General features: G+C 56.4%; 19 protein-coding genes. 15 read left to right on the forward strand and 4 right to left on the reverse strand.

The window, feature by feature from the left end; all coding sequences use genetic code 11:
- Nucleotides 1–196: 196 nt before the first annotated feature.
- Nucleotides 197–2,653, reverse strand: a complete 2,457-nt coding sequence (gene fadE / locus ACGS9J_RS05230) for an acyl-CoA dehydrogenase FadE (protein WP_442229980.1) — start codon at nucleotides 2,651–2,653, stop codon at nucleotides 197–199.
- 245 nt (nucleotides 2,654–2,898) lie between these two features.
- Between fadE and lpcA the strand changes: the two genes are divergently transcribed.
- Nucleotides 2,899–3,480 (forward strand): D-sedoheptulose 7-phosphate isomerase, encoded by a 582-nt coding sequence (lpcA, locus tag ACGS9J_RS05235; protein ID WP_004949058.1) that lies wholly within the window; start codon nucleotides 2,899–2,901, stop codon nucleotides 3,478–3,480.
- Nucleotides 3,481–3,578: 98 nt separating this feature from the next.
- Nucleotides 3,579–4,385 (forward strand): class II glutamine amidotransferase, encoded by an 807-nt coding sequence (locus tag ACGS9J_RS05240; RefSeq protein ID WP_442229981.1) that lies wholly within the window; start codon nucleotides 3,579–3,581, stop codon nucleotides 4,383–4,385.
- On the opposite strand, the gene dpaA is transcribed toward ACGS9J_RS05240, so the two are convergent.
- Entirely contained in the window at nucleotides 4,317–5,087 is a 771-nt protein-coding gene (gene dpaA, locus ACGS9J_RS05245; RefSeq protein ID WP_442229982.1) for a peptidoglycan meso-diaminopimelic acid protein amidase, read from the reverse strand. The two genes, ACGS9J_RS05240 and dpaA, sit on opposite strands and share 69 nt — an antisense overlap.
- Nucleotides 5,088–5,661: 574 nt before the next feature.
- Between dpaA and ACGS9J_RS05250 the strand changes: the two genes are divergently transcribed.
- From ACGS9J_RS05250 to nqrM, 8 genes are read left to right on the forward strand one after another with little or no spacing between them, the layout of a single operon-like run.
- Nucleotides 5,662–7,011, forward strand: a complete 1,350-nt coding sequence (locus ACGS9J_RS05250) for a Na(+)-translocating NADH-quinone reductase subunit A (protein WP_442229983.1) — start codon at nucleotides 5,662–5,664, stop codon at nucleotides 7,009–7,011.
- A 3-nt stretch (nucleotides 7,012–7,014) separates the two neighbouring features.
- On the forward strand, nucleotides 7,015–8,256 hold the full coding sequence (locus ACGS9J_RS05255) for an NADH:ubiquinone reductase (Na(+)-transporting) subunit B (RefSeq protein WP_442229984.1): 1,242 nt from the start codon (nucleotides 7,015–7,017) through the stop codon (nucleotides 8,254–8,256).
- On the forward strand, nucleotides 8,246–9,040 hold the full coding sequence (locus tag ACGS9J_RS05260; RefSeq protein WP_442229985.1) for a Na(+)-translocating NADH-quinone reductase subunit C: 795 nt from the start codon (nucleotides 8,246–8,248) through the stop codon (nucleotides 9,038–9,040). Before ACGS9J_RS05255 ends, ACGS9J_RS05260 begins: the two co-directional genes overlap by 11 nt.
- Complete coding sequence (locus tag ACGS9J_RS05265; RefSeq protein WP_442229986.1) at nucleotides 9,033–9,662, forward strand: NADH:ubiquinone reductase (Na(+)-transporting) subunit D; 630 nt, start codon at nucleotides 9,033–9,035, stop codon at nucleotides 9,660–9,662. Before ACGS9J_RS05260 ends, ACGS9J_RS05265 begins: the two co-directional genes overlap by 8 nt.
- Before the next feature lie 6 nt (nucleotides 9,663–9,668).
- Entirely contained in the window at nucleotides 9,669–10,265 is a 597-nt protein-coding gene (gene nqrE / locus ACGS9J_RS05270) for an NADH:ubiquinone reductase (Na(+)-transporting) subunit E (RefSeq protein ID WP_085115343.1), read from the forward strand.
- Between the two features lie 15 nt (nucleotides 10,266–10,280).
- Nucleotides 10,281–11,504 carry an NADH:ubiquinone reductase (Na(+)-transporting) subunit F gene (nqrF, locus tag ACGS9J_RS05275; protein ID WP_442229987.1) on the forward strand — a complete coding sequence of 408 codons (1,224 nt, stop codon included), beginning with the start codon at nucleotides 10,281–10,283 and terminating at the stop codon, nucleotides 11,502–11,504.
- Complete coding sequence (locus tag ACGS9J_RS05280) at nucleotides 11,505–12,536, forward strand: FAD:protein FMN transferase (protein WP_442229988.1); 1,032 nt, start codon at nucleotides 11,505–11,507, stop codon at nucleotides 12,534–12,536.
- A 7-nt stretch (nucleotides 12,537–12,543) separates the two neighbouring features.
- A complete protein-coding gene (gene nqrM, locus ACGS9J_RS05285) occupies nucleotides 12,544–12,771 on the forward strand; it encodes a (Na+)-NQR maturation NqrM (RefSeq protein WP_012005403.1) in 228 nt (75 codons plus the stop codon).
- Between the two features lie 62 nt (nucleotides 12,772–12,833).
- On the opposite strand, the gene ACGS9J_RS05290 is transcribed toward nqrM, so the two are convergent.
- Complete coding sequence (locus tag ACGS9J_RS05290; RefSeq protein WP_442229989.1) at nucleotides 12,834–13,718, reverse strand: glycerophosphodiester phosphodiesterase family protein; 885 nt, start codon at nucleotides 13,716–13,718, stop codon at nucleotides 12,834–12,836.
- 197 nt (nucleotides 13,719–13,915) lie between these two features.
- Here ACGS9J_RS05290 and dinB point away from each other — a divergent pair, with 197 nt between their 5' ends.
- The gene (gene dinB, locus ACGS9J_RS05295; RefSeq protein WP_442229990.1) at nucleotides 13,916–14,977 is read left to right on the forward strand and encodes a DNA polymerase IV; all 1,062 of its coding nucleotides are present in this window, start codon (nucleotides 13,916–13,918) and stop codon (nucleotides 14,975–14,977) included.
- A 78-nt stretch (nucleotides 14,978–15,055) separates the two neighbouring features.
- Here dinB and pepD read toward each other — a convergent pair whose 3' ends face one another.
- The gene (pepD, locus tag ACGS9J_RS05300) at nucleotides 15,056–16,516 is read right to left on the reverse strand and encodes a beta-Ala-His dipeptidase (protein ID WP_442229991.1); all 1,461 of its coding nucleotides are present in this window, start codon (nucleotides 16,514–16,516) and stop codon (nucleotides 15,056–15,058) included.
- Between the two features lie 324 nt (nucleotides 16,517–16,840).
- On the opposite strand from pepD, the gene gpt reads away from it, so the two are divergent.
- The 4 genes from gpt to proB all read left to right on the forward strand — a co-directional run bounded on the left by gpt (nucleotide 16,841) and on the right by proB (nucleotide 20,406).
- Entirely contained in the window at nucleotides 16,841–17,299 is a 459-nt protein-coding gene (gene gpt, locus ACGS9J_RS05305; protein WP_044548512.1) for a xanthine phosphoribosyltransferase, read from the forward strand.
- A gap of 178 nt (nucleotides 17,300–17,477) precedes the next feature.
- The gene (gene frsA, locus ACGS9J_RS05310; RefSeq protein ID WP_442229992.1) at nucleotides 17,478–18,725 is read left to right on the forward strand and encodes an esterase FrsA; all 1,248 of its coding nucleotides are present in this window, start codon (nucleotides 17,478–17,480) and stop codon (nucleotides 18,723–18,725) included.
- 60 nt (nucleotides 18,726–18,785) lie between these two features.
- The gene (gene crl, locus ACGS9J_RS05315) at nucleotides 18,786–19,187 is read left to right on the forward strand and encodes a sigma factor-binding protein Crl (protein ID WP_041414255.1); all 402 of its coding nucleotides are present in this window, start codon (nucleotides 18,786–18,788) and stop codon (nucleotides 19,185–19,187) included.
- Between the two features lie 115 nt (nucleotides 19,188–19,302).
- On the forward strand, nucleotides 19,303–20,406 hold the full coding sequence (gene proB / locus ACGS9J_RS05320) for a glutamate 5-kinase (RefSeq protein WP_182824943.1): 1,104 nt from the start codon (nucleotides 19,303–19,305) through the stop codon (nucleotides 20,404–20,406).

The following is a 20,406-nucleotide window of genomic DNA, read 5'->3' on the forward strand; positions in this document are numbered from 1 at the left end:
GGGGCCTTTCTCTTTCTATCCTTGACTAAATTAAAGCTCCGGACAGAAAGATCCAGAGCACCCACCAGCAGTCTATCCGATTATCCCCGGGGTTAAATTAGTCGTTCTGGTAACGCTGCGAACTGCTGCGCATTTTTCAGTAGAAATAAAAAAGGGGCGATGATTATCGCCCCTGGGTGCATGTGTTTATTGCGCGTTACGCGGCTTCGGTGTGCTTCTGACGCTTATCCTGCTTTAGCGACTTTTCCGGCTTACTGGCCGCCAGCGCATCCGGCTCGAAATCATCCACGTTGATGGAGCGCAGACGGCTCTCTTCGGCTTTCACCAGGATCTTCGCTTCATCGGCGTTGATTTTGCCTTCTTCCAGCGCCCGCTGCGCCAAACGATCCAGTCGGGTGAATGGCAGGTTCTTACCACTTTCCTTGCACAGACGCAGATGAATCGGCTCGGCGGCGATCACGTCCGCCAGTGCGGCTTCCAGCAGGCCGACCGGGTTATGTTCGCTGGGTGTCAAATACTGGCCACGGCCCAGACGGCTGCGGGTGGCGGACGGCTGTTGAATGATCTTGGCCAACTGGTGATCCAGGCGGTCAGACGGTGCGCTATGCACGCGGCCGAACGGGAAGATCACGAAGCGCATCGCACCGGCGATAAAGCGGTTCGGGAAGTTACGTAACAGATCATCCAGTGCTTGTTCCGCCTGGTGCAGACTGTCCTGCACGCCCCAGTGAACCAGCGGTAAATCTTCTTTCTGCCGGCCTTCATCTTCAAAACGTTTCAGCGTAGCGGAAGCCAGGTACATCTGGCTCAGGATATCCCCCAGACGGGCTGATATACGCTCGCGACGTTTCAGGCTGCCGCCCAACACGCCCATGGAAACGTCTGACAGCAGCGCCAGGTTAGCGCTCAGACGGTTCAACTGCTGATAATAGCGGCGGGTCGCGTCTTTGGTCGGTGTGCCACTGGTGCGGCCGTTAGTCAGGCCGAGCCAGAAACTGCGCACCTTGTTGCTGCCCACGTGGCCCAAATGGCCGAACAGCGATTTATCAAAGGCATTCAGATCGTTATTTTGCGCCGCGGCCATTTCATCCAGCACATAAGGATGGCAACGGATAGCGCCCTGACCGAAGATCATCATGGTGCGGGTCAGGATATTCGCACCTTCCACCGTAATGGCGATGGGCGCGCCCTGATAAGCACGGGCCAGGAAGTTGGATTTGCCCAGCATGATGCCTTTACCGCCAGCGATATCCATTGCATCAATGATTGCCTGCTGGCCACGGTGGGTACAGTGGTATTTCACGATGGCCGACAGCACCGCCGGTTTTTCGCCCAGCATCAGGCCGCTGGTGATCAGTGTTGCCGCCGCATCCATCACATAGGTGTTACCGGCGATACGTGCCAGCGGCTCTTCGATCCCTTCCATCTTGCCGATTGAGATCTTGAACTGGCGGCGGATATGGGCGTAAGCGCCAATGCCCAGCGCCATCGATTTCACGCTGCCGGTGGAGTTGGAAGGCAGAGTGATACCGCGACCTACCGACAGGCATTCAACAAGCATACGCCAGCCCTGACCGGCCATTTTTGGCCCACCGATGATGTAATCGATAGGCACGAACACGTCATTGCCGCGAGTCGGACCATTTTGGAACGGCACGTTCAGTGGGAAATGACGGTTGCCGATTTCAACACCTGGGGTGCTGGTTGGGATCAGCGCGCAGGTGATGCCCGGCGATTCGTTATTGCCCAGCAGGTGGTTCGGGTCATACAGTTTGAACGCCAGGCCCAGCACGGTCGCGACCGGTGCCAGCGTGATGTAGCGTTTGTTCCAGGTCAGGCGCATGCCCAATACCTGTTCGCCTTGCCACTCACCCATGCAAACGGTGCCGACGTCCGGAATGGCCCCGGCATCGGAGCCTGCTTCCGGGCTGGTCAGGGCGAAACAAGGAATTTCGTCGCCGCGCGCCAGGCCCGGCAGGTAATGATTTTTCTGCTCGTCAGTACCGTAATGCTGCAGCAGTTCGCCCGGGCCAAGGGAGTTTGGCACGCCGACGGTGATCGCCAGGATGCCCGAAACGCCAGCCAGTTTTTGCAACACGCGCGCCTGAGCATAAGGAGAGAAGTCCAGGCCGCCGTATTCTTTCTTGATGATCATCGCGAAGAAGCGGTGCTCTTTCAGGTACGCCCACAGCTCCGGCGGCAAATCGGCCAACTCATGGGTGATCTGGAAGTCGTTGGCCATCCGGCAGGCTTCTTCCACCGGGCCGTCGATGAACGCCTGCTCTTCAGCGGTCAGCTGCGGTTTCGGGTAGTTATGCAGCTTGTTCCAGTCCGGCGTCCCGCGGAACAGATCGCCTTCCCACCAGGTGGTACCGGCTTCGATCGCTTCCTTTTCGGTGGTGGACATGGGCGGCATCACCTTGCGGAATGCACGCAGCGCCGGTGCAGACAGCATCGAACGGCGCAGAGAAGTGATGTTCAGCGGCAGCAGGATAATCGCCAGCGGCAGCAGCATCCAGAAGGTCCACAGACCGATGACGCCCATGGCCGCGGTGAATGCCAGAAGGATAAGGCTACTGAGGGTGAGGTTCACTCGGTGATAGAACATCACACCAATGAGTGCCAGTAAAACAACAATACTAAGAACCATCATAAGAAGCTCCAAAGTGGCAAGAGGTCTGACCTGTTGTGTGTATGTAATAGGTTTTAGTACATGCCCATATTTTTATCAATGCATTTACAGTTTAATTACAACTCAAGTCACAATCTGACCGCATCAATCATCAAAAACCTCACCAGCACCTCAACCAAGGCGCTGTTTGACTCAGAGTGCTTCTCGGTTTTTCCCCGATCCGGTACACTGCGGGGCGGAAGATTGACGATAACAAGAGGTTCCTCATGTACCACGACCTTATTCGCAGTGAACTGAACGAAGCGGCCGATACCCTGGCGAAATTTATCAATGACGATGCCAATATCGACGCGATTCAACGCGCGGCAGTGCTGCTGGCCGATTCCTTCAAAGCCGGTGGGAAAGTCATTTCCTGCGGTAACGGCGGCTCCCATTGTGACGCCATGCACTTTGCCGAAGAACTGACCGGCCGCTACCGCGAAAACCGCCCAGGTTATCCGGCGATTGCCATTTCCGACGTCAGCCACCTGTCTTGCGTCAGCAACGACTTCGGTTACGAGTATGTGTTTTCACGCTATGTGGAAGCCGTAGGCCGCGAAGGCGACGTATTGCTGGGTATTTCCACTTCAGGCAACTCCGGCAACATCATCAAAGCTATCGAAGCGGCGCGCGCCAAAGGGATGAAAGTGATCACCCTGACCGGTAAAGACGGCGGCAAAATGGCCGGTTCCGCAGACGTGGAAATCCGCGTACCGCACTTCGGTTACGCCGACCGTATCCAGGAAATTCATATCAAAGCGATCCACATCTTGATTCAATTGATCGAAAAAGAGATGGTTAAGGCTTAATGGCTTTAGGGGGCGTTAAGCCCCCGCTAATATGACATTGGGGCGCAGCAGGTCGCGTCTCGATAGACGGCGTCAGGGTGGTTAAGGAGTGGCAAACGATGTGTGAACTGCTCGGGATGAGCGCAAACGTACCGACCGATATTTGCTTTAGCTTTACCGGGCTGGTTCAGCGCGGTGGCCGTACCGGGCCACATAAAGATGGTTGGGGCATTACCTTCTATGAAGGGAACGGTTGCCGTACGTTTAAAGATCCCCAGCCGAGTTTCGACTCGCCGATCGCCCGCCTGGTTCAGGAATATCCGATCAAATCCTGCGCGGTGGTATCGCATATCCGCCAGGCCAATCGCGGCGAAGTGGCGCTGGAAAATACCCACCCTTTTACCCGCGAACTGTGGGGCCGTAACTGGACCTACGCGCACAATGGCCAGTTAAAAGGCTACCGCCAGTTGGAAACAGGCAACTTTCGCCCGGTCGGCCAGACTGACAGCGAATACGCTTTCTGCTGGTTGCTGCACCAGCTTTCCCTGAAATATCCGCGTACCCCGAGCCGTTGGCCGCCGGTATTCCGCTATATCGCTTTGCTGGCCGACCAACTGCGGCAGAAAGGCGTATTCAATATGCTGCTGTCGGATGGGCGCTTTGTGATGGCCTACTGCTCCACCAATCTGTACTGGATCACGCGTCGCGCGCCATTTGGCAAAGCTACGTTGCTCGATCAGGATGTGGAGATTGATTTTCAGCAGCAGACCACACCCAACGATGTGGTCACGGTGATTGCCACCCAACCGCTGACGGCGAATGAAACCTGGCACAAGATTGCGCCAGGCGAATTCGCCCTATTTCACTTCGGTGAGCGGCTTGGTCTGAGCGAAGGGATTGGTACTGACAGCGGGAGCCGTGGTTGACGCATACTGCGTCATCTGGCTGCTGCTCATCAACGGTTGGCCCAGTACGTACTGGCCGTTGGATACCCCGACCATTGGCGGCTGGTGGTTTTTGACGAAGTAGTCATAGCCCGGCTTCAACTGACGCCAAAAGGTGATGTAGCTGGACGAGCTGTGACGCTTCAGGTTCTGATCGGTCATGCGGAACGGATAGATACTGATATCAATCCGGCTTTGACCATAAGCGAACGCGGCTTCGACATAACGGTAAATCTCATCCATATAGGTATTGGTCATCGCGTAACAACCAATCGATTTACATTCACCGTGGATCATCAGATAAGCGCCGGAATAACCCTGTGATTTATCGTAATCATTAGGGAAGCCGATATTTATTGCCCGATAATACTTACTGTCGGGTTTCAGATGGCGCGAGTCGACGCTATAAAAGCCTTCCGGACTTTTAAAGTCACCTTCACGGCGTTTCGGGCCGAGACCGCCGGAGAAATTGCAGATTGGGAAAGAGTTCACCAGGCGGAATTCGTTGCCCATTTTGGCATACAATTCCAGCGTGCGTTCCTCTTTGAAAATCTGAATATAGACCGGTGAACCCACTAATTGCTGCTTAACTACCGGTACCTCGGGAACCTGCTCGCTGGCGCTGCAGGCCGTGATCATCGGCATAGAAAAAAGCATCGCAAACAACAACGCGATTTTGCTCATTATTATTCCTGCTTATATTTATCTGTTGGCTCAATGCACATGGCCAACATGCCACTGATTATTGTTTTACAGTCTTAAAACACCGTCAGATTACCAGCGTGTTCTTTTTTAGCAATATGCGATGTGTATAAAAAAACTACAAACTTCGATAAAAGTGAATCGACAGGCAGATTTTAACGATTAGTGGTGCAAAACAGCGGAAATTTAATTGCGTTTGCTTGACTCAGGTCACTGCCCAACGCAGAAAAATGGTGTGGAAAATGTTAATATTCCGGCTCGAATTAATGTGCTGTTACGGCCGCAGAATCGAGGTGTCGAGCTTATCACCCTGATTATTGTATGGGCTCTGCGGCAACAAAATATTAACAGCGTTTTTAGCGCGAAAATGGATCCAGGAGTTAATCAACGGAATGTACGTTACCCCATTTTGTCAGTGCGAAAGATTTCATGTTGGGTGCGATACCGTCGCGCTCAACCCAGAGGCTGCTGATGCGGCCTCATCATCCAGGCATCGTCAGCACCAGCCTCTGGGGCCGGTAAGACGTGTGAAACTAACCAACATCGTATAAATCCTATGATTAAAATCAGAAAAGGGTTAGATCTGCCCATTGCCGGAGCTCCGCTTCAGGCAATTCACGACGGCCCAATAATTCAGCATGTCGCCCTGCTTGGGGAAGAATACGTCGGAATGCGCCCGTCTATGCTGGTGCAGGAAGGCGATAGCGTCAAGAAAGGCCAGGCGCTGTTCGAAGATAAAAAGACCCCCGGGGTGTTCTTTACCGCCCCTGCCAGCGGTCGCATTGTGGCCATCAACCGCGGTGAGCGGCGTGTATTGCAGTCGGTGGTGATCGCCCTCGAAAATGGCGGTGATGATCAACTCGAGTTTGCCCATTACCCGGTGGCTGAACTGGCCATGTTGCCGCGTGAGCAGGCCGAAGGCGAACTGATCGCCAGCGGTTTGTGGACCGCGCTGCGTACGCGTCCCTTCAGTAAAACCCCGGTCCCCGGGACCACTCCGCGTGCCATCTTCGTTACCGCGATGGACAGCCAGCCTTTGGCCGCCGATCCGCTGGTGATCATCACCGAGCAGCTGGCGGCATTCAACGCCGGGCTGTCGGTATTGGCGCGCCTCACCGACGGCAAGGTGCATGTCTGTCACGCCGCAGGTGCGAACCTGGGCAAACAGCCCGATGCACAGGTAACCTATAACGAATTCGCCGGTCCGCATCCTGCCGGGCTGGTGGGCACCCATATTCACTTCCTCGAGCCGGTCAGCCTGAAAAAAACCGTCTGGCATATCGGTTATCAGGACGTGATCGCCATCGGCACGCTGTTCACCACCGGTAAGCTGGATACCGATCGGGTGGTGGCGCTGGCTGGGCCGCAGGTGGAACACCCGGTGCTGTTACGCACCCGTCTGGGCGCCAGCCTTGACGAACTGACCGCCGGCCGTCTGAAAAACGGTGAGAACCGGGTGATTTCCGGCTCGGTGCTGAGTGGCACCCATGTCGCCGGTCCAAACGCTTATCTCGGTCGTTTCCATGCGCAGGTTTCCGTACTGGAAGAAGGGCGTGATAAACAGCTGTTCGGCTGGATCGCGCCGTCGCCGGATAAATTCTCCATCACCCGCACTACGCTGGGCCACTTCCTGAAGAACAAGCTGTTCGCCTTCTCGACCACCACCCACGGCGGCGAGCGTGCGATGGTGCCGATCGGTAACTATGAACGGGTCATGCCGCTGGATATTCTGCCGACTCTGCTGCTGCGTGACCTGCTGGCGGGCGACAGCGATAGCGCGCAGGCGCTGGGCTGTCTGGAGCTGGATGAAGAAGATCTGGCGCTGTGCACCTTCGTGTGCCCCGGCAAGTATGAATACGCTCCGGTGCTGCGCGACGTGCTGACCAAGATTGAGCAGGAAGGATAACCGATGGGCCTGAAGAATTTTTTTGACAAGATCGAGCATCATTTCACTGCGGGCGGCAAGCTGGAAAAGTGGTACCCGCTGTTTGAGGCGACGACTACGGTGTTTTACACCCCCGGTCTGGTGACGCGCGGCGCTTCGCACGTGCGCGACGCCATCGATTTGAAACGCATGATGATCCTGGTGTGGCTGGCGGTGTTCCCGGCGATGTTCTGGGGGATGTACAACGTTGGCCAGCAGGCCATACCGGCGCTGCACCACCTTTACAGCGGTGATCAACTGCAACAGGTGCTGGCGGGCGATTGGCACTACCGGCTGGCCCAATGGCTGGGCGCTTCGCTGGCGGCGGATGCCGGCTGGATCAGCAAAATGGTGCTGGGCGCCTGCTACTTCCTGCCGATTTACGCCGTAGTGTTTCTGGTCGGTGGTTTTTGGGAAGTGGTGTTCGCCATCATTCGCAAGCACGAGATTAACGAAGGTTTCTTCGTCACCTCGATTCTGTTTGCGCTGATTGTGCCGCCAACATTGCCGCTGTGGCAGGCTGCGCTGGGGATTACCTTCGGCGTGGTGGTGGCGAAAGAAATTTTCGGCGGCACCGGGCGTAACTTCCTTAACCCGGCATTGGCGGGGCGCGCATTCCTGTTCTTCGCTTACCCGGCGCAGATTTCCGGTGACCTGGTGTGGACCTCCGCCGACGGTTTCTCCGGCGCAACGCCGTTGGCTCAGTGGAGCGCGGGTGGGGCACACAGCCTGAGCAACGTCGCTACCGGTCAGTCAATCAGTTGGATGGACGCGTTCCTCGGCAACATTCCCGGCTCGGTCGGCGAAGTCTCCACGCTGATGATCCTGCTCGGCGGGGCGATAATCCTGTTCGGTCGTGTCGCTTCCTGGCGTATCGTCGCCGGCGTGATGCTCGGCATGATAGCCACCGCCTTCCTGTTTAACACCATCGGTTCTACCACCAACCCATTGTTCGCCATGCCTTGGTACTGGCACCTGGTGTTGGGCGGTTTTGCCTTCGGCATGATCTTTATGGCCACCGATCCGGTTTCCGCCTCGTTCACCAATAAGGGGAAATGGTGGTACGGCATTCTGATTGGCGTGATGTGCGTGCTGATCCGGGTGGTCAACCCGGCCTATCCGGAAGGCATGATGCTGGCGATCCTGTTCGCCAACCTGTTCGCGCCGCTGTTCGATTACCTGGTGGTGCAGGCCAACATCAAGCGGAGAAAAGCCCGTGGCGAATGAATCTAAAAACGACAGCATCGGTAAAACGCTGCTGGTGGTACTGCTGCTGTGTCTGGTGTGTTCTGTGGTGGTGGCGGGGTCCGCCGTCGGCCTGAAATCCAAACAGCAGGAACAGAAGCTGCTCGACAAGCAGCGCAATATCCTCGACGTGGCAGGCCTGCTGCAACCGAAGATGGAGGGCGAGCAGGTCAAAGCGCTGTTTACCCAACGCATCGAACCGCGCCTGTTGGATCTGAACAGTGGTGAGTTTGTTACCGGTAAGGCGACGGCGTTCGATCTGGCTGCGGCACTGCGTGACGACAGCAAAAGTGCGGCGTTGCCGGCGGCTGACGATCCGGCGGGCATCAAACGCCGTAGCAATCAGGCAGAGATTTACCTGGTGCGTGACGACAGCGGCGCGGTGAACAAAATCGTGCTGCCGGTTTACGGTACGGGCCTGTGGTCAATGATGTACGCCTTTGTTGCGTTGGATAACGACGGTAACACCGTGAAAGGGATCACTTACTACCAGCAAGGGGAAACTCCGGGCCTGGGGGGGGAGGTTGAGAATGCCGGCTGGCGCCAGCAGTGGATCGGTAAAAAGCTGTTTGACGATAACGGCCAACCGGCGATCCGCGTGGTGAAAGGCGGGGCGCGTCAGGGGGATGAACATGGGGTGGACGGCTTGTCCGGCGCCACGCTGACCTCTAACGGCGTCCAGCATACTTTTGATTTCTGGTTGGGCGAGCACGGCTTTGGCCCGTTCCTGAAAAAAGTTCATGAAGGAGCGCTGAAAAATGGCTGATTCCAATGAGATTAAACGGGTCCTTTTGGGGCCGCTGTTCGACAACAACCCGATCGCCCTGCAGGTGTTGGGCGTCTGTTCCGCGCTGGCGGTGACCACCAAGCTGGAAACGGCGGTGGTGATGACCATTGCGGTGACACTGGTGACGGCGTTCTCCAGCTTCTTTATTTCGTTGATCCGTCACCATATTCCGAACAGCGTACGCATCATCGTGCAGATGGCGATTATCGCCTCGCTGGTGATCGTGGTCGATCAGCTGCTGCGTGCCTATGCGTTCGAAATTTCCAAGCAGCTGTCGGTGTTTGTCGGCCTGATCATCACTAACTGTATCGTGATGGGGCGTGCCGAAGCTTATGCCATGAAGTCACCGCCGATAGAGAGCTTTATGGACGGCATCGGTAACGGTCTGGGCTATGGGGTGATCCTGGTGCTGGTTGGCTTCCTGCGTGAGCTGTTCGGTTCCGGCAAGCTGTTTGGCATTCCCGTGCTGGAAACGGTACAGAACGGCGGTTGGTATCAGCCGAACGGCCTGTTCCTGCTGGCGCCGAGCGCGTTCTTTATCATCGGCCTGCTGATTTGGGCGCTACGCACCCTGAAACCAGCGCAGATCGAAAAGGAGTAATGGCCGATGGAACATTATATCAGCCTGTTTGTACGTGCAGTGTTCGTTGAGAACATGGCGTTGGCGTTCTTCCTGGGGATGTGTACCTTCCTGGCGGTATCGAAGAAGGTCTCGACCGCCTTTGGGTTGGGCATCGCGGTGACTCTGGTGCTCGGCATCTCCGTACCGGTGAACAACCTGGTCTACAACCTGATCCTGCGTGATGGCGCGTTGGTGGAAGGTGTTGATCTGAGCTTCCTCAACTTCATTACCTTTATCGGCGTGATTGCTGCGCTGGTGCAGATTCTGGAGATGATCCTCGACCGCTTCTTCCCGTCGCTTTACAACGCACTCGGCATTTTCCTGCCGCTGATCACCGTGAACTGCGCCATCTTCGGCGGGGTGTCCTTCATGGTGCAACGTGACTACAACTTCGTCGAATCGGTGGTGTACGGCTTCGGCTCCGGCACTGGCTGGATGTTGGCGATTGTCGCGATGGCGGGGATCCGCGAAAAACTCAAGTATGCCAATGTCCCCGCAGGGTTGCGCGGCCTGGGCATTACCTTTATCACCACCGGGCTGATGGCGTTGGGCTTTATGTCCTTCTCCGGTGTTCAGTTGTAAAGGCGGGAAGAATTTATGGAAATTATTTTAGGCGTCGCGATGTTTACCGGCATCGTAATGGTGCTGGTGCTGTTAATCCTGTTCGCCAAATCGAAGCTGGTGAACACCGGCGACATTGCGGTGGAAGTGAACGGCGATCTGGACAAAAGCTTTACCGCTCCGGCGGGTGACAAACTGCTGAATATGCTCTCCAGCCAGGGGATCTTCGTTTCCTCCGCCTGTGGCGGCGGCGGTTCCTGCGGCCAGTGCCGGGTGGTGATCAAAGAGGGCGGCGGCGATATCCTGCCGACCGAACTGTCACACATCAACAAGCGCGAAGCGAAAGAGGGCTGCCGCCTGGCCTGTCAGGTGAACGTGAAGCAGAACCTGAAAATCGAGCTGCCGGAAGAAATCTTCGGCGTGAAGAAGTGGGAGTGCGAGGTTATCTCCAATGATAACAAAGCCACCTTTATCAAAGAGCTCAAGCTGAAAATTCCTGACGGTGAAGACGTGCCGTTCCGTGCCGGTGGGTTTATCCAGATTGAAGCGCCGGCGCACGACATCAGCTATGCCGATTTTGACGTGCCGGAGGATTACCGCGGTGACTGGGACAAATTCAACCTGTTCCGCTACCGTTCAGTGGTAAATGACACCACGGTGCGCGCCTATTCGATGGCGAACTACCCGGACGAAAAGGGCATAATCATGCTCAACGTGCGTATCGCCACGCCGCCGCCGCGCGACCCGGACGTGCCACCGGGCATCATGTCCTCTTATATCTGGTCGTTGAAGGCCGGTGACAAGGTGACCATTTCCGGGCCGTTCGGCGAGTTCTTCGCCAAGGACACCGATGCCGAAATGATCTTTATCGGCGGTGGTGCCGGTATGGCGCCGATGCGTTCGCACATTTTTGACCAGCTCAATCGCCTGAAGTCGAAGCGTAAAATCACCTTCTGGTACGGCGCGCGTTCATTGCGTGAGATGTTCTACGAGGATGACTTCAACCAGCTGCAGGAAGAGAACGAGAACTTTACCTGGCACGTGGCGCTTTCCGATCCACAGCCTGAGGATAACTGGACGGGTTACACCGGCTTTATCCATAATGTTCTGTTGGAAAACTATCTGCGGAACCACCCGGCACCGGAAGACTGCGAATTCTACATGTGTGGTCCGCCAATGATGAACGCCGCGGTGATCAAGATGCTGAAAGATCTGGGCGTCGAAGACGAAAATATCATGCTGGATGACTTTGGTGGCTAAATGCGCGTAGGGGCAATGAAGGGCTGGATGACGACGGTGGCGCTGAGCGCCACCCTGTTATTGACCGGCTGCGGGCCGGAGCAGGTGGATCTCGAGGGTAAAACCATGGGGACCTCTTATTCGATCCGCTACGTCACCGGGGACGACACGCCGTCCGCCGCCAAAATACAGGCGGAGATCGACAAGCGGCTGGAATTGGTGAATGACCAAATGTCCACCTACCGTCCGGACTCGGAACTGAGCCGCTTCAACGCCAGTCGCGCAGTGGATAAGCCCTTCCCGGTGTCGGCAGCCACGACAGAAGTTGTGCTGGAGGCGCTGCGTATCAACCGCGTTACCGACGGCGCATTGGACGTGACCGTCGGGCCGTTGGTTAACCTGTGGGGCTTTGGCCCGGAAGGGCGTCCGGACAAGGTGCCGAGCGCGGCCGTACTGGAACAGCGCCGCGCCTGGACCGGCATCGACAAGCTCTCGGTGCAGGGCAATGCGTTGGTCAAACACATTCCGGAGCTGTATGTCGATCTCTCCTCGATCGCCAAGGGCTACGGAGTGGATGTGATCGCCCAGTATCTGCAATCGCAGCAGGTTAAAAACTACATGGTGGATATTGGCGGTGAGGTTCGCACCCGCGGCCACAATGGCGAGAAAAAACCGTGGCGCATCGCCATTGAGCGGCCGACTGCCGGTATGGAGCAGAAAGCGCAATTGGTGATCCAACCCGGTGAGATGTCGATCGCCACCTCGGGGGATTACCGCAACTATTTCGAACAGGACGGCGTGCGTTATTCGCATACCATAGATCCGATCACCGGCCGCCCAATCCACCACCATCTGGTGTCGGTCACGGTGCTGAGCCCAACCTGCATGGCGGCAGATGGCCTGTCGACCGGATTAAACGTGCTGGGGCCGGAGCGCGGTATGGCATTGGCGAACCTGATGGGGATCCCGGTGTTCATGATTGTGAAAACCGCTGCCGGTTTTGAAGAGCGCTATTCTGAGGCGTTTAAACCCTATTTGAACAAGAGCTCGTGAGGTCGCTATGTTGACGGTATTTGTCGCCAGCTTCGTGTTGTTTCTGCTGATTGTCGGCGGGATGTCGTTGGGTTACGTGTTCAAACGTAAAAGCCTGCAGGGCAGCTGCGGCGGTATTACGGCGCTGGGAATGGATAAGGTTTGCGATTGTCCGGAACCTTGCGATGCGCGTAAAAAACGTCTGGAAAAAGAGGCGTTGCGCCAGCAACAGCTGGAAAAGCACCGGATTATCTGACTTGGAAAAGCATCGGATTATCTGACTACAAGGGGCGCAGGCAGCGCCCCTTTTTCTATTGGTTATTTTGCCTGACGAAACTTCTTCGCATCGGCCGGTGAATTGACCATTACCCCATCCACACCGAGCGCCAGCGCCTGCTGGTATTCTGCCGGTGAGTTGATGCCGAACAAGATGATGTGCGCCGGGCCCTGCGAACGGAAGCAGTCGATCGATTCTTTATCCCAGGTCAGATACGCCTTGGAGCGCCCTTCGCCCAAGGTAAATTTCTCCACCACCTCCACTTCACGCTTCAGTTCCAGCCCGTACCAACGCGGTTGCTGATTGTCCGGTTTCAGCTCGCACAGGTGCGACAGGCTGATATTCGCCAGCAGGTCACGGGTTTCATCGCGAGTTTCGAAACGTTTGATGGCGGGCGGTAGCGCCTGCAGATATTTGGCATCGGTGGAGTAAACGCGGGTGCGATCCAGACTGTGGGTTTTTTCCAGCGTCGCCAGCAGGGCTTTGCCGAACTGGGTCGGATCGGCGTCCGGTGACTTGATATCCAGGTAGAAATAGACTTGAGGGAAGTCGTTCAGTATTTCATCCAGCCGAGGAATGCCAATGCCTTTCCCCCGGAACGGATGCGTTTCCCCTTTGGAGAATGACCAACCGGCGTCAACTTTCGCCAGTTGCTCGGCGGTGTAAGCGGAGACCAACCCTTGCTGATTAGTCAGCGCCTTCAGATCCGAAGGGCGGTACAGCACGATCGCGCCGTCTTTGGATTCCTGCAGGGTGATCCAAATGGCGTCGGCGCCGTTTTTCAGCGCGGTTTCAATCGCCACGCGGGTGTTTTCCGGTGCGTCGGCAGTGCCACCGCGATGCGCAATAATGGCGGGAGCGGCGGTCGCGGCAAGGGATATCAGGGATAACGCTGAAGCTAATAAATAGACCGATAATGTTTTCATGTAGGGCACCTTCCTGTGCATAGGGTTTATTGTTATCTGTTACGGAGGCGATTAATTTGCCACAGCGTACTATTCAAAAATTACGCTTTTTTAACAAGTCGAAGATAATTGGGTGAAACCCTGCTTTCTCCGAGCTGAACCGAGGCTTGAGCTTTCCACTTGTGCCTGTATACTTATACAGTATTATTGGAGGGGCGATGCGTAAAATCATTCATGTCGATATGGACTGCTTCTTCGCGGCGGTAGAAATGCGCGATGATCCCAGCCTGCGCGATATTCCGTTGGCGATTGGCGGCAGCGCTGACCGACGCGGGGTGATCAGCACCGCCAACTATCCAGCGCGCCGCTATGGTGTACACAGTGCAATGTCGACGGCAATGGCGCTCAAGCTCTGCCCGCACCTTAAGCTGCTGCCTGGTCGTATGGCGGCGTACAAGGAAGCCTCGCTGCATATCCGCGAAATCTTTGCCCGCTACACCCCGTTGATTGAACCGCTGTCACTGGATGAAGCCTATTTGGACGTGACCGACTGCAGCCAGTGTAACGGTTCGGCGACGCTGATTGCCGAAAAAATTCGCCAGACGATAGCCGACGAATTGAACCTCACCGCGTCTGCCGGTATCGCGCCCATCAAGTTCCTCGCCAAGATTGCTTCAGAGTTGAATAAACCGAACGGCCAATATGTCATCACACCGGCGCAGGTTCCGGCATTTTTGCAGCAGCTGCCGCTGAGTAAAATCCCGGGCGTGGGGAAAGTGACCGCCAAACGGCTGGAAGAGGTGGGGCTGATCACCTGTGCCGACGTGCAGCAGTACGACCTGGCGGCGCTGTTAAAGCGCTTTGGCAAGTTTGGCCGCGTACTGTGGGAGCGTTGCCAGGGGATCGATCTGCGCGAGGTCTCGCCAGAGCGGCTGCGTAAGTCGGTCGGGGTGGAGCGCACGCTGGCGGAGGATATTCATCGCTGGGAAGATTGTGAAGCGCTGATTGTCGACAAACTCTATCCCGAACTGGAAATGCGCTTGCGAAAGGTGAAGCCGGATCTGCATATCGCCCGGCAAGGCGTGAAGCTGAAGTTTCAGGATTTCCAGCAAACGACGCAGGAACACGTTTGGCCGGTGCTGAATAAAGAAGATCTGATCAACGTAGCGCGGCAGGCGTGGAGCGAACGACGTGAAGGGCGTGGAGTGCGGTTGGTCGGGTTGCACGTGACGCTGCTGGATCCGCAGCTTGAGCGGCAACTGTTGTTGCCGTGGGAATAACAAGGGCGCAATGCAATATTGCGCCCTTGCTTAAATCGCTCGGTAATTTTGGGGGCTCAGCATGCCGACCCCAGCAGATTACGCGCGCTCTGGGATAGCTTTCAGCAGTGCCGTCAGCAGTTTCCAGTACAGACCCACGCTTTCGATATGCACCTGCTCATCCGGGGAGTGTGGCCCGGTAATGGTTGGCCCAATCGACACCATATCCATATTCGGGTACGGCTTTTTGAACAGGCCGCATTCCAGCCCGGCGTGGATCACCATGATGTTCGGCGTCTTGTCGAACAGATCCTGGTAGATCTCGCGTACCAAATGCATGACCGGTGAGTCAGCGTCTGGCTGCCAGCCCGGGTAGCCGCCTTTTGGCGCCACTTTGGCGTTGGCCAACTGGCCCAGAGCGGTCAGCATGCCGACCACGTAATCTTTACCGCTGTCGATCAACGAACGGATCAGGCAGATGATTTCCGCTTCGCTGTCGCTGGTGGTGACCACACCGACGTTCAATGAGGTTTCTACCACGCCTTTCACCGCGTCGCTCATGCGGATCACACCGTTTGGCGTGCCGTTGAGCAGCGCCAGGAAACGCCCCTGGCTGTCGGCCGTCATCGCCTGAGTCGCGCTGGTGACTGGCTCCAGCAGAACGGTGATGTTCTTCTCTTTCGCGGACAGCTCGTTTTGCAGGGTTGCCAGGAACTCTTGGCTCAGCGCTTTCAGTGCATCGGCTTTATCAGCCGGTACCGCAACCACGGCAGAGGCTTCGCGTGGGATAGCGTTGCGCAGGGTGCCGCCGTTCAGATCCAGCACGCGCAGGTTCAACGCGGTGGCATTATCGAACAGGAAGCGCGCCAGCAATTTGTTGGCGTTGCCCAGACCGACGTGAATATCCGCGCCGGAGTGGCCGCCTTTCAGGCCCTTGATCGTCAGTTTCAGAGTCTGGTAACCGGCAGGCACCGCTTCGCGTTGCAGTGGCAGGGTAGTGATGAAATCAATCCCGCCGGCGCAACCCATGTAGATCTCGCCTTCTTCTTCGGAGTCGGTATTGATCAGGATATCCGCCTGCAGCCAGTTAGCCTGCAGCCCGAACGCGCCATCCATACCGGCTTCTTCGGTCATGGTCAGCAGCACTTCCAGCGGGCCGTGCTCGACGCTGTCGTCAGCCAGCACTGCCAGCGCAGAAGCCATACCGATGCCGTTGTCTGCGCCCAGTGTGGTGCCGCGCGCTTTGATCCACTCGCCGTCGATGTACGGCTGAATCGGATCCTTGGTGAAGTCGTGCACGGTGTCGTTATTCTTCTGCGGCACCATGTCCAGGTGCGCCTGCAGGGCGACCGGCTTGCGGTTTTCCATGCCTTTGGTGGCGGGTTTACGCAGCAGAATATTGCCTGCCTGATCGCGCTCGGCGTGCAGGTTTTTCTCTTTGGCCCATTCGAGGATGTGCTGTGCCAGCGCTTCTTCATGATAAGAAGGGTGTGGAATAGAGCAGATTTTGGCAAAAATATCCCACAGCGGCTGTGGCGAAAGTTGAGACAATTCAGACACAATAAGTCTCCTGTAACAGCATTCTCGGCATAGCGGGAATGCCGCTCGGTTAGGGTTAGGGGCATCTGTGCGGCTTTGGCACGATCTCCAGAGAATATCACTTTATACCAGGCGTTGCCCGTCCCGAATTGTGCTGTTTAAGCGCTTGATCACACGAGTTTGACGCGCCATTGCTCACTTATTCAGCATCAATCACCAGACGAAATACTGATGATTTCCACGGTACAACTGGTATTCGGCGCCTCCAGTCTCTATAATCTCGCGCAACCTTTTTTCCCCTGATTACTGAATAAGCCACACCACTGCTGGCTGGGACACCATTCTATGAGCGAAAAATACGTTGTTACCTGGGACATGCTGCAAATGCAAGCGCGCAAACTGGCTCACCGCCTGCTGCCCGTAGACCAATGGACGGGCATTATTGCCGTAAGCCGTGGCGGCCTGGTGCCGGCAGCCTTACTGGCGCGCGAGCTGGGTATCCGCCACGTGGATACCGTGTGCATTTCCAGCTATGACCATGACAACCAACGCGAAATGAAAGTGCTCAAGCGCGCTGAAGGCGACGGTGAAGGCTTTATCGTCATCGACGATCTGGTGGATACCGGCGGCACCGCGAAAGCGATCCGCGAGATGTACCCGAAAGCGCATTTCGTCACCATCTTCGCCAAGCCGGCAGGTCGCCCGCTGGTGGACGATTATGTGGTTGATATCCCACAAGATACCTGGATCGAGCAGCCATGGGACATGGCGGTGACCTTCGTGCCACCGATCGGCGGTCGTTAAGTTCGCCACGCTGATTCGCTAAGACGCCCGGTTCCGCCGGGCGTTTGCATTTCTGATCCCCGCCCCACAGATACACCTTCAAGTATGACGGGTTTATCGTCCCAGAGTTAGGTACACTACCTCCAGTTGATTAGGCTGTTTGCGGCCTATAGCCAGATTTACGGAGGCTGTTGTTACCATGGCACAAGCCAACCTTTCTGAAATCCTGTTCAAACCCTCATTTAAACACCCTGAGACCTCGACGCTGGTGATGCGCGCGCGCAACAAAGTCAGCGCCGATCTGCATTCCACGCTGGAAGGCAACACGGTCAGCAACTGGTATCGCATGCTCAACCCGCTGTTGTGGGCCTGGCGCGGCGTTGATCCGATCGAAATCAACGAAGTGCTGGCGCGCATTGCGGTCGCCGATGTGGAACACACCAACGACAAATGGCTGGATACCGTGGTCGGTTACCGCAACGGCAACTGGATCTACGAGTGGGTACATCAGGGGATGCGCTGGCAGCAGAGCGCGCTGGAGCAGCAAGATCCTCTGATCGGTGGCCAGCACTGGCTCAACGCCGCCAATTTTTACAGTATTGCCGGTTACCCGCACCTGAAAGGGGACGAACTGGCCGAGCAGGCCGAGGCGCTCTCCTGTCGGGCTTACGAAGAGGCCGCGCTGTTGCTGCCTTATCAGTTGAAAGAGCTGGAGTTCCGCATTGAGGGCGGCAGCAGCATTAACGGCTTCCTGCACCTGCCGGAAAAGGGCGAGGCCCCGTTCCCGACGGTGCTGATGTGCGGCAGCCTGGATACGCTGCAAACTGACTATCACCGTCTGTTCCGCGATTATCTGGCACCGCACGGCATCGCCATGCTGACCATTGATATGCCGTCGATCGGTTCTTCTTACAAGTGGAAGCTGACGCAGGATTCCAGTTTCCTGCATCAGCAGGTATTGATCCAGCTAGCTTCGGTGCCTTGGGTCGACCATCAGCGCGTCACCGCGTTTGGCTTCCGCTTTGGCGCCAACGTGGCGGTGCGTCTGGCCTATCTGGAGCCACAGCGGTTGCGTGGCGTGGCTTGTCTGGGGCCGGTAGTGCATCGCCTGCTGTGCGATAGCAAAACTCAGCAGCACGTGCCGGACATGTATATGGACGTGCTGGCCAGCCGGATGGGCATGGCCAATGCTTCGGATAACGTGTTGAAGATCGAACTGAACAGTTATTCGTTGAAAACCCAGGGGCTGTTGGGCCGACGTTGCCCGACGCCGATGCTGGCCGGTTATTGGGATCAGGATCCGCTCAGCCCGAAAGAAGAGGCCCAGTTAATCGCTTCGTCCTCATTGGACGGCAAACTGATCGCCATACCCCGCGCCCCTGTATACAGCAGTTTCCACAAGGCGTTGCTGCAAATGTCACATTGGATGAAAGATAAAATGCGTTAATTAGTTGCTAATTTTTAACAATTTGTTAAAAAGAGTGGTCTACATTGAGGAGGTTAAAGAATGACGTTACCGAGTGGTCACCCTAAAAGCCGACTAATGAAACGTTTCGCCAGCTTGGGGCCGTACCTGCGTGAAGGGCAGTGTGAGAACGACCGTTTTTTCTTTGATTGCTTAGCCGTGTGCGTCAATGTTAAGCCCGCTCCAGAGAAGCGCGAGTTCTGGGGTTGGTGGATCGAACTGCATGCCGAAGATACGCGTTTCACCTACGCCTATCAGTTTGGCCTGTTTGATAAAGATGGGCACTGGACGCCGGAAAAGATTAAGGATGCTGAAGTGAAAACCAAGTTGGAAACCACCCTGCGTGATTTCCACCGTCGTCTGGGCGAGTTGCTGACCACCATGGAACTGACGCTTGAACCGGCCGAGAATTTCAAAGAAAAACTGATTAAACTTTCCGCCTGACCCCGTTAGACCACAAGTATTCTGCTGATTTCGCGTTGTGCCTGTTGGCATAACGCGTCTCTCCTGTTACAAAGTCCTTTGCATTATTCTTCTCATCTTACACGGCAGAAACACTATGAACGGCAGCCAGACACTGGTTGTGAAATTGGGCACCAGCGTGTTGACCGGCGGATCGCTGCGTCTTAACCGTGCTCATATTGTCGAACTGGTACGCCAGTGCGCACAACAGCATGCAGCGGGTCACCGCATCGTTATCGTCACCTCCGGCGCGATTGCCGCCGGGCGCGAGCATTTGGGCTACCCCGAACTCCCCGCCACCATCGCCTCCAAGCAGCTGCTGGCGGCGGTCGGGCAGAGCCGGCTGATCCAACTGTGGGAGCAACTGTTCTCTATTTACGGCATCCACGTCGGGCAGATGCTGCTGACGCGCGCCGATCTGGAAGACCGTGAACGCTTCCTCAATGCGCGTGACACCATGACGGCGCTGCTGGACAACCGTATCGTGCCGGTAATCAATGAGAACGACGCGGTAGCGACCGCAGAAATCAAGGTGGGCGACAACGACAACCTGTCGGCGCTGGCGGCGATCCTGGCCGGGGCCGATAAATTGCTGTTGCTGACCGATCAGCAGGGTTTGTACACCGCCGACCCGCGTAATAACCCGCAGGCGGAACTGATCCGCGAAGTGCACGGCATCGACGATGCGCTGCGTGCCATTGCCGGCGACAGCGTTTCCGGCCTGGGCACCGGCGGCATGGGCACCAAGCTGCAAGCCGCCGACGTGGCCTGTCGCGCCGGCATCGACGTGATCATTGCCGCCGGCAGCAAGCCGGGCGTGGTGGGTGACGTGATTGAAGGCAAACCGGTAGGTACCCGTTTCCACGCGCTGGAAACCCCGTTAGAAAACCGCAAACGCTGGATCTTTGGCGCACCGCCAGCTGGTGAGATCACCGTCGACGACGGCGCGGTCGATGCGATTATGGCGCGCGGCAGTTCGCTGTTGCCGAAGGGCATCCGCGAAGTGAAAGGCGATTTCTCCCGTGGTGAAGTGATCCGCATCCGCAATCTGGCGGGGCGCGATTTGGCGCACGGTGTGAGCCGCTATAACAGCGACGCGATGCGCATGATCGCAGGCCACCACTCGCAGGAAATCAGCGAAATTCTCGGTTATGAATACGGCCCGGTGGCAGTGCACCGCGACGATATGATTGTCAGTTAA

It is taken from the genome of Serratia quinivorans, assembly GCF_052113645.1.
GTDB classification, from domain to species: domain Bacteria; phylum Pseudomonadota; class Gammaproteobacteria; order Enterobacterales; family Enterobacteriaceae; genus Serratia; species Serratia quinivorans_B.

Bases quoted from the DNA above. Each gene is read 5' to 3' on its own strand.
- fadE (WP_442229980.1), bottom strand. From the start codon at position 2,653: ATGATGGTTCTTAGTATTGTTGTTTTACTGGCACTCATTGGTGTGATG.
- lpcA (WP_004949058.1), top strand. From the start codon at position 2,899: ATGTACCACGACCTTATTCGCAGTGAACTGAACGAAGCGGCCGATACC.
- ACGS9J_RS05240 (WP_442229981.1), top strand. From the start codon at position 3,579: ATGTGTGAACTGCTCGGGATGAGCGCAAACGTACCGACCGATATTTGC.
- dpaA (WP_442229982.1), bottom strand. From the start codon at position 5,087: ATGAGCAAAATCGCGTTGTTGTTTGCGATGCTTTTTTCTATGCCGATG.
- ACGS9J_RS05250 (WP_442229983.1), top strand. From the start codon at position 5,662: ATGATTAAAATCAGAAAAGGGTTAGATCTGCCCATTGCCGGAGCTCCG.
- ACGS9J_RS05255 (WP_442229984.1), top strand. From the start codon at position 7,015: ATGGGCCTGAAGAATTTTTTTGACAAGATCGAGCATCATTTCACTGCG.
- ACGS9J_RS05265 (WP_442229986.1), top strand. From the start codon at position 9,033: ATGGCTGATTCCAATGAGATTAAACGGGTCCTTTTGGGGCCGCTGTTC.
- nqrE (WP_085115343.1), top strand. From the start codon at position 9,669: ATGGAACATTATATCAGCCTGTTTGTACGTGCAGTGTTCGTTGAGAAC.
- nqrF (WP_442229987.1), top strand. From the start codon at position 10,281: ATGGAAATTATTTTAGGCGTCGCGATGTTTACCGGCATCGTAATGGTG.
- ACGS9J_RS05280 (WP_442229988.1), top strand. From the start codon at position 11,505: ATGCGCGTAGGGGCAATGAAGGGCTGGATGACGACGGTGGCGCTGAGC.
- nqrM (WP_012005403.1), top strand. From the start codon at position 12,544: ATGTTGACGGTATTTGTCGCCAGCTTCGTGTTGTTTCTGCTGATTGTC.
- ACGS9J_RS05290 (WP_442229989.1), bottom strand. From the start codon at position 13,718: ATGAAAACATTATCGGTCTATTTATTAGCTTCAGCGTTATCCCTGATA.
- dinB (WP_442229990.1), top strand. From the start codon at position 13,916: ATGCGTAAAATCATTCATGTCGATATGGACTGCTTCTTCGCGGCGGTA.
- gpt (WP_044548512.1), top strand. From the start codon at position 16,841: ATGAGCGAAAAATACGTTGTTACCTGGGACATGCTGCAAATGCAAGCG.
- frsA (WP_442229992.1), top strand. From the start codon at position 17,478: ATGGCACAAGCCAACCTTTCTGAAATCCTGTTCAAACCCTCATTTAAA.
- crl (WP_041414255.1), top strand. From the start codon at position 18,786: ATGACGTTACCGAGTGGTCACCCTAAAAGCCGACTAATGAAACGTTTC.
- proB (WP_182824943.1), top strand. From the start codon at position 19,303: ATGAACGGCAGCCAGACACTGGTTGTGAAATTGGGCACCAGCGTGTTG.